Raw genomic sequence first — 13,754 nt, forward strand, 5'->3', positions numbered from 1 at the left:
AATTATTAGATTTTCATGCGAAGTTACTAATAAAAAATCAGCTTTACCTAAAGCATCTGTAGCAAATAAAACCCTAATATTTCTTGGGTAACTATGTCATAAATTAGATTTTAATTTTTTTTTAATTTAGTACGATATATATTTTTTTTAAGATTAAAACACAATGTGAAGCTATTATTTGTAACATTTTAATAACTTTAAACACAAACAGTTAACCAACCTCAACTACAACCATTGACCTAATTTACTTTCAAGCTAAAGAACGTAAATGATTACACTATTCCGCCGATTTAGGCAACGGCTTCTAACCGAAAACAAATTTTCGAAATATCTAATATATGCTATTGGAGAAATTATCCTTGTGGTCATTGGGATTCTCATTGCACTAGGCATTAATAACAACAACAACTTCAATGCTCAGAGAAAAGTAGAACAAGAATACCTAAGCTCTCTTCAATCAGAATTTGAAACAAATTTGAGTAAAATAAATACCGCTATTCAAGTCAATGAACAGCGCATAAAAACGTTAGAAAAAGTTTTGACTTTATTCAACAAAAATGTGCTCGACACCATTAAACCTCAGACAATCTCTCAATTACTTGGACCTATTTTAGGCAGTGATATTCAGTATACACCAACAACAGGAGTTTTAAATGACGTCATTAGTTCTGGTAAACTCAATATCATTTTAAATAAAAACTTAAGAGAAGATCTAGCTTCTTTTGAAAGCACAATAAATCATTTAAGCACGCAAGTAAATGATGCTGATTTTACACAACGAAATTTAACAAGTCTTTTCTTTAAAAACGGTAGCGCTAGAACTATTGTTACAGATTTAAATATGATTGATTTACAGTTTCAATCTATCTCTACAAAGACAGACAACAAGGACATCTTTAATTCTATAGAATTCGAAAATTATCTAGTGGATTATTATTTGTTAGCCAAAGCGACAAATGGACCTCGATTATTTAGCGGCATAAAATCGCAAATAGAAACTATTCTAATTGAAATTGAACACGAGTTAGAAAACAAATAAAGCTATTAATTAAACATCACATCATGAAAAACAAAAAACCAAACTGGACCAAAACTGAATTACAAATTTACATTATGCTACTCTGTGCTAATGCAGATAAAACCGAAACTGAAGAAGAGTTAGACATGATACAAAGCAAAACATCTAAAAAAACCTTTCTTAAAATGCATAAAAAATTCCATAGCCATTCTAAAAAAAAGCGTTTAGATAAAATTGAAAAGGTCATTAACAACCACGATTACAGCCAAATGGAACTTGCTGCTTTTAGAAGAGAAATGTATAAGATATTCTTTTCGGATTGCAGTTTTAGTATGATGGAAGAACGTTTAGATATGACTTTAGATAAAACACTTTACTAATAGTAATGATAAACTTCTTTAGAAAATTACGCTACGATCTTATGGAAAAAAACAAAACTAGTAAGTACCTCAAATACGCCTTTGGCGAAATTGTACTTGTAGTTATTGGAATTCTAATTGCGCTACAGATTAATAATTGGAATCAAAAACGTCTTCAAAAACTCACATTAAGCAATTACTACGAACGTATGCACGAAGAGTTAGAAAGTAGTCGTAACGATCTAGACAATTTAATTCTTGGCATTGATAGTTTAGTAATGCTAAATAGAAAAACGCTCGAAATATTAAGTTCTAACAATAAAGATTCTATACCAACTCTGCAAAAAACCCTAGGTGCATTGGGTACAGCTTGGGTCAATAGTTTTAATTATCCAATTGTTCAAGAGTTTATGAATGAAGGCTATTTAGCTAAAGTAAATAACACCAAAATTAAAGAAGAGTTGCAAGCATTTAGTTTTCAATTGAACCGCTTTAAGGCTCTTGATAAAGGAATAGGCGATCAATATGTATTGACCATAGAGCCTTTTATAAACAAGCATCTTAATTACTCACAAATTGCTCTAGATAGGTATAAAACCAGCCTCGTATCTGGAGGACCTGATACAGATTTTGAATGGCTATTTAATAATTTAGAAGCATGGAATATCATAACCCTTAAGTTAGAGATGCTTGTTACCCAAAAGGCAATTTTAAAAGAATTTAAAGCCATGAGAGAGCGCTTAACCAATTTATTTAATTCAGAGCTAAACTTAAAACCATGATAAAATTTTTTAGAAAAATAAGATACACCCTTATGGAAACAGGTAAAACAAGCAAGTACTTTAAATACGCTATCGGAGAAATTGTCCTTGTGGTGATTGGGATTCTCATTGCACTTCAGATTAATAATTGGAACGAAAACAGAAAGAATACCCAATACGAACAAAACTATCTGCAAAGAATTCTAAAGGATTTAAATAAAGATCAAGTAGAACTTGAGATGCATCTCAATACAGACACATTAAAACTAGATGCATTTACCGAGATAATGCGTATACAAAAGACTAATTCAATTACATCAAATCAACAAGCTTACTTAACGGCTCTAAGTAAAGTTCAAGGGACCAACTGGTTTGAAGGCAACGACGTAGTATTTAATGAAATGAAATTTTCTGGTAAGCTAGCGCTAATCGCTTCAGAGGAATTAAGAGAAAGTATACAGAACTATTATAAGCAAGTAGAAGAAGTTATAAAACAAGAAAACATCTACGTTGCCTTACAGACAAGTGCATATTACAGGATAAATGATTATACAGACAATGCATTTTTAAGAGAGGCTTCAATGGCACCAAGATGGAATTCAAATACTAACGCGGTAACTTATGAAGATATCATTCATTTTTATGAAAATTTAAATGAAGAACAAAAAAAAGAAGCACTTAAAGATTTAACGTTAATGAAAGAAAACATTTTGTACAGTAACAAAGTTAGAACTACCCTCTACGAAAAAGGCAAAGCAACAATAAAACTCATAAATGATTATTTAGAAAAGAAGATATAACATCTTTAAAATTAAAGTTTAAACATGATAAAATTTTTTAGAAAAATAAGATACAACCTCATGGAAACAGGCAAAACATCCAAGTATTTCAAATATGCCATCGGAGAAATTGTCCTTGTGGTGATTGGGATTCTCATTGCGCTTCAAATCAATAATTGGAACGAAAAACGTAAAAACGAAAACAAGATAGCAACAATTTTAAAAGAGATACAAAAAGATTTAGAAGAAGATATTGTTAAATCTAAAGCGTTGTTTACTTACTATAACAAAAGAGACTCGATAATACAATTGGCTTTAGACAACAAATTAACACGAGAAAATTATTTAAGTGCTAATAGGCATGAATTCATATATGTTGCTATGAACGCTTTTCACCTTAAAATTCATAATAATGGGTATAAAAAATTAACCGATAATATAGATAATATACCAGAGAAGTATCAAGAATTAATTTCACCTCTAAATGAAATTTATACCTACAATAAGTACGAAATTGATAAATTCGACATCAGGATAGATAAAGTTACCGATCGTTTAATGGATAACCTTGCCACATCAAAGCCTTGGTTTTATAATCTTTACGAAAATATTAGTGATGATGCGATACACTTTTTTTTAAATGATTCATTATATAAAAATGACCTATACATTTATAGAAACGCATCTGATAATTTAGGTAGGCATATCTCTAGTTTTAATCAAAACGCAAGTAACGTTTATAGAACTATTGCAGAACTAACGGGTTACCCAAAAACACTACCAGATTTTATACCTCATCATTTAATAGAACCAACACCACAAGATCTAGAGGCCATTATAGGCAATTACAAAATGGTAAAATTCACAACGCCTACAGGCGAATTAATGCCTCTAAATGAGCCTATTACAATAAAAGCAGGTAAATACAGCTTAGAGCTAACAATTGTAAACAGTAGTAATACTATTTTTCTCTATTATAAAAGTACTACTGAGTTGTATGATGAAGAAGCAACATCAACATTAGTAAAGAATGATAAAAACCAAGTTGTAAAAATCATAGCAAAATATGATGATGGAGAAGCTGAATTAATAAAAATAGAATAGTATCTTTCTTTAAGCATCTAAGACCGTAATAATTTTTTAAAACACTAATTAGCACAAAAATGAACGGAATGGACATTGTAATGGTGATAACCATAATACTTTTCGCAAGATTAGGCATACGCTTGTTCCAACTCTATAAAAAAGCTCAACAAGAAAAAAAAGATAAACAGAATGATTAAATTCTTTAGAAAAATTCGTCAAAATATCATTATAAAAAACAAAATATCCAAATAGTTCAAATACGCCATTAGCAAGATAATCTACTAGTTTACAACTATTTTTAATTGCTGCACTAGTAAATATTAATAACAACATCCAAATTAAAAATATATAATTAATGTAATTTTAAAACTATCTCAAACAGCATAGCTGAATACGAAATATATAAACCGTTTGAATAGAAATAAAAAAATTAAATTCCGTAAGAATTCTATTCCAATTTCCTTAACTCATCTGCAAACATTTCTTAACTTTAAGACCAATTTAACAATTAGCCTACGTCTAAAACTAAAAATGTGAGCGTACTTAATTAACAAGAAAGTACCTACTCTTCTTTTTAATCGAAGTTTCACACTCAATCCATCAATACCATGAACATCAAAAAGCACCTTCTCCTACTTCTTATTCTAACTTTGGTATTTTCTTGTAAAAAAAAGCCTGTAGAAACGGATAATATTTTTAAGTACAGAGATTACATCAGTTACACCACTTCTGGCGTAGTTTCAATAACAACACCAATTAAAATTAATCTTGCAAAAGACGTTGAAGGTTGGGAAATGGATCAAGAAATTGATGCTAATGTAATTAAAACGCAACCTCATATTCAAGGCACATTAAAAGCACTTAATAAACACACTTTACTTTTTACTCCAGACGAACCATTAGAACCAGCAACAGAATATGCGGTAACTTTAAAACTAGGAGACATCTACAAAACCACTCCAACAGAATTTGAAGATTACACCTTTCAATTCAAAACCATTACTCCAAGTTTTAGTATAATGACTAACAACATACAATCGTATAGCAAAGAATGGCAATACGTTTTGGGTCAGTTACGTTCTTCTGATGTTATTAACTTAAAAGATGCTAAAAAATTAGTCTCTGCTAAACAAAATAAAAAAGATTTAGATTTAGTTTGGTTAGAAGCCTCAGAACCTTCTAAATATTTTGAATTTAGAATAGACAGCATCAAACGTGAGATAGAAGACAGTAAAATTGATGTGTATTGGGACGGAAAAGCTATTAATGCCGAAAATAAAGGAGAGAATTACATTAACATTCCTGGGAAAAACAACTTTACAATTATAGAAACACAGGTGGTTCAAAGTCCAGAACAATATTTATCTATTAACTTTTCCGATCCTTTAAAAAAACAACAAAACTTTGCAGGCTTAGTTACTATTCAAAATGTAAAAAACCCAAAATACATCATAGACGGAAACGTGTTAAAAGTGTATCCAGACACTAAATTAGTTGGTGCTATTAAAGTAGATGTATTCACAGGTATTAAAAATACCGACGGTTTTAAGCTTAAAAACGCCTACTCACAAACCTTAACTTTTGAAGAATTAAAACCTCAAGTCAGATTAATTAGTAATGGTTCAATTTTACCAAATTCAAAAGATTTAAAATTCAATTTTGAAGCTGTAAACCTGAGTAAAGTAGATGTAAGAATTATCAAAATATTTGAAGATAATGTGCTTCAGTTTTTGCAAGAAAACAATATGGATAGCAATTACGAAGGTTCCATAAAACAAGTTGGTCGCCGTATTGCAAAAGAAACCATGACGCTTATTCAAGATGAAAACTTAAATACTGGAGAGTGGAAAGCCTATAGCATCGATTTATCTCAATATTTACAAGCAGATCCAGGCGCTATTTACAGAGTAGAAGTGGGCTTTAAAAAGGACTATTCATTGTACGATTGCACATCAAATTCTGAAACTATAGATGTGGATGAAGACGATTACTACGATGATTATTACGAAGAGGATTTTTCAACTTCAGAAGACATTACTGCTGAAGAAGAGGAACTTCGCGAAGAACGTTATTGGGATAATTTAAGCTACAGTTATAGAAACACAAACTATCGTTATAGAGAAAGAGACAACCCTTGTACAGATTCTTATTTTAACTATGGAAACAGAACGGTTTCTCAGAATTTAATAAGCTCAGACCTTGGCGTAATTGCAAAACAAGGTAATGACAACAACTACTTCTTTGCTGTAACAAATATTCTAACTACAGATCCTGAAGCCAATGCAAAAGTGACTTTATATAACTACCAACAACAAGAATTAGCAAATGGCAACACCAATAAAGACGGTATTATAGAAATCGATGCTAAAAAACGTGCTGCTTTTGCTATAGTTTCAAAAGGAAAAAATGTTAGTTATGTTAAGCTCTTTGATGGTAATTCTTTATCGCTAAGTAAGTTTGATGTGTCTGGAAACAGATTGCAACGCGGATTAAAAGGTTACATCTACGGAGAACGTGGTGTTTGGAGACCAGGAGACAGTTTATTTTTAACTTTTATGCTTAATGACAAAGCCAACAAACTACCAAAGCGTCATCCTGTTAAACTAGAAATTACAGATCCTGTTGGTAAATTAGTTTACAGAAAAGTATCTATAGATAATATCAATAATTTCTATGACTTTACAGTACCAACATCTCCAGATTACAAAACCGGAAACTACAATGCTAAAGTGTCTGTTGGTGGAGCTTCATTTTCTAAAGGCTTAAAAATTGAAACCGTTAAACCTAATAGATTAAAAATAAAAATAGATTTTAAAGATGAAGTCTTAACCAACAACAAACCTCTGGAAGGAGACTTAAAAGTAACTTGGTTACACGGAGCACCAGCAAAGAATTTAAAAGCTGAAATAAAAGCAAAATTCACAACAGCTTATACCAGTTTTAAAGGCTATAAAAACTATACGTTTAGTGATCCAACCAAAAATTTTAGTACAGAAGAAACTAATGTTTTTGAAGGTTATTTAGATGCCGATGGAAACGCCAAAGTGGATACCGAATTAAATATCGGAAAGAATGCTCCAGGTATGTTAACTGCTCAATTTCTAGTAAGAGCGTTTGAAAACGGAGGTGATTTCTCTCTCGATGCATTCACAATGCCTTATGCACCTTATGAAAGTTTCGTTGGCCTACAATCTCCAAAAGGGAACAACTATGGCTCTTTCTTTACAGACGAAAATCAAACGTTTGATATTGCTACAGTTACAGCTGAAGGCAAACCAATTCAACGTAAAAACTTAGAAGTAAAAGTTTATAAAATTGAATGGCGCTGGTGGTGGAATTCTTCTTACGACAACCTATCAAGCTACGTATCCAGTAATTACCACAGACCTGTACAACAATATTCTGTAAATACTGATGCTAACGGAAAAGCGAGTTTTAAACTCAATATTCCAGAAAGTGATCGTGGTCGCTATTTAATTAGAGTTGTAGATCCTGTAAGTGGTCATGCCACAGGACGTACTGCTTATTTCTATAAAAATTGGTGGTCTAATTCAGCTTCAGGTGATAAAGAAGCGGCAAAAATGTTAGTCTTTTCAACAGACAAAGACAACTATAATGTTGGTGACACTGCAAAACTAACCTTTCCATCTGGTAGCGAAGGCAGAGCTTTAATAAGTATTGAAAATGGAACTGAAGTATTACAACATCAATGGGTAAAAACAAAGCCAGGAGAAACTACGATTGATATTCCCGTGACAAAAGACATGGCACCAAATGTGTTTATCAATATTTCATTATTGCAACCGCATGCCATCACATCTAATGATTTACCAATACGTTTATATGGAGTGATTCCAATGATGGTAGAAAATCCAGAAACGAAGTTAGAACCTGTTTTGAATATGCCAGATGTGATTCAACCAGAGCAATCTTACGAGATAAAAGTATCAGAAAAGAACAACAAAGCCATGACATATACTATTGCTGTTGTAGAAGAAGGGCTTTTAGATTTAACCCGTTTTAAAACCCCAAATGCTTGGAATAGCTTCTACGCTCACGAAGCTTTAGGCGTAAAAACTTGGGATATTTTCGATGATGTTATCGGAGCGTATTCTGGTAGTATAGATCAAGTATTTGCTATTGGTGGAGATGGCAGTGCAGCAGGCGGAAAAAACAAAAAAGCAAATCGCTTTAAGCCTGTGGTGACGTATTTGGGCCCTTTCCTTTTAGATAAAGGCCAAACCAAAACACATCAACTAAAAATGCCAAATTATATTGGTGCTGTAAGAGCTATGGTTGTTGCAGGTAACAATAATATGGAAGCCTATGGAAGTGCAGAGAAATCAGTACAAGTAAAAAAGCCATTAATGGTTTTAGCAACCTTACCACGTAAATTAAGTCCAGGTGAAAAAGTAACCTTGCCAGTAACCGTTTTTGCTATGGAGAACAAAGTGAAAGACGTTACGCTTTCCGTAAAAGTTAGCGATGGCATTACCGTAAAAGGAAGCGCAACACAATCGCTTCAATTTAGTAAACCAGATGAAAAAATGGTTTATTTTGAGTTAGACGTTACCAAAGTAAACGGCATAAATACAATTGAAGTTATCGCGACAGGAAATGGAGAAAAATCAACTTACAAAGTTGAGATTGATGTAGAAAACCCAAACCCTTTTACCTCTCGTGTTATTGATGCAGAATTACAAGAAAATGCAGAACAAACTCTAGATATTACCACTTTTGGAGTTGCAGGAACAAACTCAGCAACGGTTGAATTTTCAACATTACCACCAATGGATTTTACAAAACGAATGGAGTATTTAATTCGTTATCCACATGGTTGTGTCGAGCAAACCACATCTAGTGTATTTCCACAATTATTCTTAGCCGATATTTTCGATTTAACAGATCAAAAAAAGCAACAAATTCAACGTAATATTGAAAACGGAATTAAGCGCTTAGGACGTTTTCAAAATTCTAGTGGAGGATTAGGATATTGGATGGGAGAAAGCACATCTAATGATTGGGGAACAAGTTATGCTGGTCATTATATGATTGAAGCAGAGAAAAAAGGATTCGTTTTGCCATTAACATTTAAGAGTAATTGGATTGCCTACCAAAGACAAGCCGCTCGTAATTGGAGACCAAGTTATAAATCGTATCACAGCGATTTTGCTCAAGCTTATCGTTTATACACTTTAGCTCTAGCTGGAAGTCCAGATTTAGCAAGTATGAATAGATTAAGAGAATTCAATGAAATTTCTAACGATGCAAAATGGAGGTTAGCTGCTGCTTATGCTTTAGCAGGACAAAAAGAAGCGAGTGAAGCGATTTCAAAATCAGCAAATATAGATTTTCAAAGTCCCGAAGGTGATAATTACACCTATGGATCCATATATAGAAATAGAGCTATGGCATTAGAAACAATGTTATTGACTAATGATTCTAAGAAAACCAATTTAGCTAAATCTATTGCAAAATCCTTAGCTAGTGATCGTTGGATGAGTACACAAACCACAGCTTATAATTTATTGGCTATGGGTAAAATGATTACTCAAAATGGAGGTAAAGAATTAAAATTGACCTATAAAATCAATGGCAAAACAGAAACTATTGACACTAAAAATGGTATTGCACAACGCAATATTTCAATTAACGATGGTGCAAACCAAATCACTATGACTAATGGAAAAGATAATCTGGTTTACGTGCGAATTCTTAACTCTGGGAAACTAAAATTAGGCGAAGAATTAGTAGAACAACGTGGCTTATCAATCTCTACGGTTTATAAAGATTTACAAGGCAATAAAATTGATGTCTCTAAACTACAACAAGGACAAGATTTTGTGGCAACAGTGAGTATTTCAAACTTAACAAGTGATAATGTTAATGATGTGGCTTTAACTCAAATTTTTCCATCAGGTTGGGATATTGTAAACACAAGATTTACCGATTTTGGAGATACTACTGTGAGCAATGCGAGATATACAGATATAAGAGATGATCGTGTTAACTTCTATTTTGATATGAGTAGACAAGGTAGAAATGGCACCAAAACTTTTTCTGTAATGTTGAATGCGTCTTACCTAGGAACTTATTATTTACCAGGAGCACAAGCCGAAGCCATGTATGATAATGATGATTATTTGGTTAGGAATAAAGGAGAATGGGTGACTGTTGAAAAGTAACCAAATTCCTTTAAAAGCAGGAATCTCACGAAGTGTAAGACAAACCAGAAATAGATTGCCACAGCTAACCAAAAAGTCAGCTTCCCAATGACGTTTCACATAACAAAAAAACAAACATAAACTAAACCTTTGTCGGTCGACAGGCAAGGACCCAATAAACAAACCGCTAAATTGTTTAACCTTAAATTTAAAAAACTATGAACATTTTAAAGCAAATTTTAGCCATTGGATTATTATTGAATGTCGCAATACTTAGCGCACAACAAGAAGCGTACGTCGCTGCAGAAAGTGGATTATCACTTAGAGATCAACCAGATGTAAGCGGTAAAATGCTAAGCAAATTAGCTTATGGCGAAGCTATTGGAGTCCTAGAAAAAACAGATCATAAATTAGTCATTCTCGATGGTGGTAAAAAAGTAAGTGGAGAATGGGTAAAGGTAGAAACTAGAAACCATATTGGTTATGTATTTAATGGCTACTTATCACCAGATAAAATTGCTAAAACAATTAGGATTGATTTGGATGAACTACAAATAGAAATTAAAAACCTCGCCACAAGTGATTATAAAAGAATACATAATCTAAAAAAGAATGATTCTATTTCTATTAATGTAGATTTAACTGATTCTCCAGAAGGAAAAAAGATTGTATTAGTAGAAAACGATTATAAAAGTGTTAACATTTTTCAGCGTTATGAAAATAGCATGTCTTTTATGAGTGCTAATCCTCAATGTGACTCCAAGGATTGGAAACATTTTGATTCGCAATGGCAGCCATTAAAGCAGCTTAAATCAAATACGTTTGAAACTTTAACTTACACAGAGAACGACTGGAAAAATTTTATTAAAACATCTATTGAAGATTTAAAAACAGAAGTTATTGACCAATGTGGCGAAGATTGGCTAAACTATTTTAAGACTATTGAAAACATTAAGAATTATCCTGTTGGAGTGTCTACAAATCGGGTTTTTCTAAAAATTATTTTAACAGATTCTGAAGATAATATCACCGAAAAAGTGATTGAGTTTGATATGGCTAATGGCTGTTAATACAACAATTAATAAAACCTGATAGGTCTCAAAAATCTGTCAGGTTTATATTTTAACGCTTCAAACTAAAATGTCCAACTATTTCTTTTCCGTCTAAAACAATACGATACCAATAATCTGACGTTGGTAAATCTTCATTATTAAAAGTCCCATCCCAAAAGACATTTCTGTTAATCGCTGAGAATACTAATTTACCATAACGATTAAAAATATAAACTTCGGAAGTTGTAAAGTATTGAGCTATGTTTAAAGAAAAGAAATCATTATCTCCATCACCATTTGGTGTTATAAATTTTTGAATAAAAAAGTGAAAATGATCCATTGCTACAACAATATCACAATCAAGTGTTTTTACATAAATGGTATATGAACCACCATCCATACCAGAAAATACAGGACTAAATTGAAATAAAATACCATCTAAGGAATATTCAAAATCACCAGAATTAGACATGTTTACAATAATTGAACTACCATCAGACACTATCTTTTCAATTACTGGACTTTGTGTTTGTTCTACATAAATCGTTTTCTCAATTGTAAAACAGCCGTCAGTAATTACAACAACATAAGTTCCGGCAACATCAACTGTTTTAAATTCAGTGATTTCACCTGAATTCCATTGGTAAGTAGGATTTACTAAATCTGAATCTGCCTGCATGGTTACCTCATCACCTGCACAGAAGCTTAAGAATTCATCAATAAAATCTATTTGTTGATTTCCTGTAATGTCCCAACTACACGTTGTATTATTAAATATTGCTGTTTCCCAACATTCTAGAGCTGGTTGAACAGGTTGTGTCCCAGAAATATCCCAAGAACAAGTGGTATCATTGAAGGTTGCTATTTCCCAACACTCTAAACTTGGTTGCACTGGTTGCGTTCCTGAAATATCCCAAGCACATGTTGTGGCATTAAAGATGGTAGTTTCCCAGCACTCAATATTTGGTTGTGTTGGTTGCACTCCTGAAACATCCCACGAACAAGTGGTAGCATTGAAAGTTGCTATTTCCCAGCACTCTAAAGTGGGCTGTACTGATTGCGTTCCTGAAATATCCCAAGAACATGTTGTCGCATTAAAGATGGTAGTTTCCCAACACTCAATATTTGGTTGTGCTGGTTGTGTTCCTGAAACATCCCACGAACAAGTGGTAGCATTGAAGGTTGCTATTTCCCAGCACTCTAAATTTGGTTGTAAGGGTTGTGTTCCTGAAATATCCCAAGTACATGTTGTCGCATTAAAGATGATAGTCTCCCAACACTCAATATTTGGTTGTGTTGGTTGCTCTCCTGAAACATCCCATGAACAAGTGGTATCATTGAAGGTTGCTATTTCCCAGCACTCTAAATTTGGTTGTAAGGGTTGTGTTCCTGAAATATCCCAAGTACAAGTTGTGCTATTGAATGACGTTATTTCCCAACACTCCAAACCTGTTGGCTCAATAGGCTGTGTTCCAACAACTGTCCAACTACACGACGAATCATCAAATGTTGCAGTTTCCCAGCATTCTAATATTGGCATCGGTGGAGCTGGATTAACAATAATCTCATAAACATCAGAAAACGTTAAACAATCAGAATTGTTCAAATTTGCAGCATACTCTGCAACTTTCGCTCTATAATAAGTCGTTGTCGTAATTCCAGATACTCCTATAGAGGCATTTGTTTCTCCTGCGACATCAGTCCAATTAACTCCATCATTACTCACTTGCCATTGGTAAAAATGAGTACTAAAAACAGTATTATCAGGAACCGCTGTAATGGTGTCTGAAAAAGGGGTTTGAGTACTACAAATCACAACAGAATTCCCTGTACCATTATCTTCTGTTGCTATTAAGTCTCCACAACTTTTAAAGATAATATCGTCTATAGCTAAATCATTACCGCAACCACCTGCTCCATTATTAATTATTTTTAAGATAACGGAAGTTTGACTAGGCAACGTTTGAAACACCAAACCATATTGTTCCCAATTAGGAGTAGAAGAACTATAAATATCTCCTGTATCACCATTTGCTAAAAGGCTTGTATTTGTATCATCCCAAATTTGAAACTCAACATTTACAGGTATTCCATTCCCTCCGCAACCCGAAATTGGTAAGATATTTATTAACCAAGACGAGAATTCATATGTTGTATTTTCGCATAAGCCACTAACTGCTATGTTATAAAACTCACCTGTTGTAAAACTCGCATTTACGATAAGCGCTTTTCCATTAACATCTCCAGTATGATCACTAGGCAAATTCCACCCATAAAAAAAGGTGTTCTGAGAAATTGTATACTCACCATCTTGTGGCCCTCCAGAATTAACATATGTATAAGTTGTAGTTCCTGAAGACAAGGCTGGTCCATAATTTGTTCCCGAACCAAAGGTTTCAGAAAAAATAGGATCACCAGAATTTCCTTGACAAAATCCTAATTGCGCATGCAACTCCTTTGTAAAAAAAGAAAAACATAAAATTATGAGTATTTTGAGATCTAATATTGAATTTTGCACGTTTAAATATATAGATA

The 13,754-nt window shown here is 32.9% G+C and carries 8 protein-coding genes; 7 read left to right on the forward strand and 1 reads right to left on the reverse strand.

What is annotated here, in order from left to right:
• Nucleotides 1–268 precede the first annotated feature (268 nt).
• From HM981_RS04215 to HM981_RS04245, 7 genes are all read left to right on the forward strand, one after another.
• Entirely contained in the window at nucleotides 269–1,039 is a 771-nt protein-coding gene (locus HM981_RS04215; protein ID WP_179337324.1) for a DUF6090 family protein, read from the forward strand.
• A 23-nt stretch (nucleotides 1,040–1,062) separates the two neighbouring features.
• Entirely contained in the window at nucleotides 1,063–1,398 is a 336-nt protein-coding gene (locus HM981_RS04220; protein WP_179337325.1) for a hypothetical protein, read from the forward strand.
• 41 nt (nucleotides 1,399–1,439) lie between these two features.
• Complete coding sequence (locus HM981_RS04225; RefSeq protein WP_179337326.1) at nucleotides 1,440–2,159, forward strand: DUF6090 family protein; 720 nt, start codon at nucleotides 1,440–1,442, stop codon at nucleotides 2,157–2,159.
• Nucleotides 2,156–2,938 (forward strand): DUF6090 family protein, encoded by a 783-nt coding sequence (locus HM981_RS04230; RefSeq protein ID WP_179337327.1) that lies wholly within the window; start codon nucleotides 2,156–2,158, stop codon nucleotides 2,936–2,938. Before HM981_RS04225 ends, HM981_RS04230 begins: the two co-directional genes overlap by 4 nt.
• Before the next feature lie 60 nt (nucleotides 2,939–2,998).
• Nucleotides 2,999–4,021 (forward strand): DUF6090 family protein, encoded by a 1,023-nt coding sequence (locus HM981_RS17535; RefSeq protein ID WP_179336532.1) that lies wholly within the window; start codon nucleotides 2,999–3,001, stop codon nucleotides 4,019–4,021.
• 590 nt (nucleotides 4,022–4,611) lie between these two features.
• Entirely contained in the window at nucleotides 4,612–10,188 is a 5,577-nt protein-coding gene (locus HM981_RS04240; RefSeq protein ID WP_179337328.1) for an alpha-2-macroglobulin family protein, read from the forward strand.
• Between the two features lie 197 nt (nucleotides 10,189–10,385).
• Nucleotides 10,386–11,237: an SH3 domain-containing protein gene (locus HM981_RS04245; protein WP_179337329.1), complete on the forward strand. Its 852-nt coding sequence runs from the start codon at nucleotides 10,386–10,388 to the stop codon at nucleotides 11,235–11,237.
• Nucleotides 11,238–11,289: 52 nt separating this feature from the next.
• Here HM981_RS04245 and HM981_RS17555 read toward each other — a convergent pair whose 3' ends face one another.
• Complete coding sequence (locus tag HM981_RS17555; protein WP_179337330.1) at nucleotides 11,290–13,737, reverse strand: T9SS type B sorting domain-containing protein; 2,448 nt, start codon at nucleotides 13,735–13,737, stop codon at nucleotides 11,290–11,292.
• Nucleotides 13,738–13,754: the final 17 nt, after the last annotated feature.

Origin of the sequence: Winogradskyella ludwigii (assembly GCF_013403985.1) — a bacterium.
Lineage (GTDB): Bacteria > Bacteroidota > Bacteroidia > Flavobacteriales > Flavobacteriaceae > Winogradskyella > Winogradskyella ludwigii.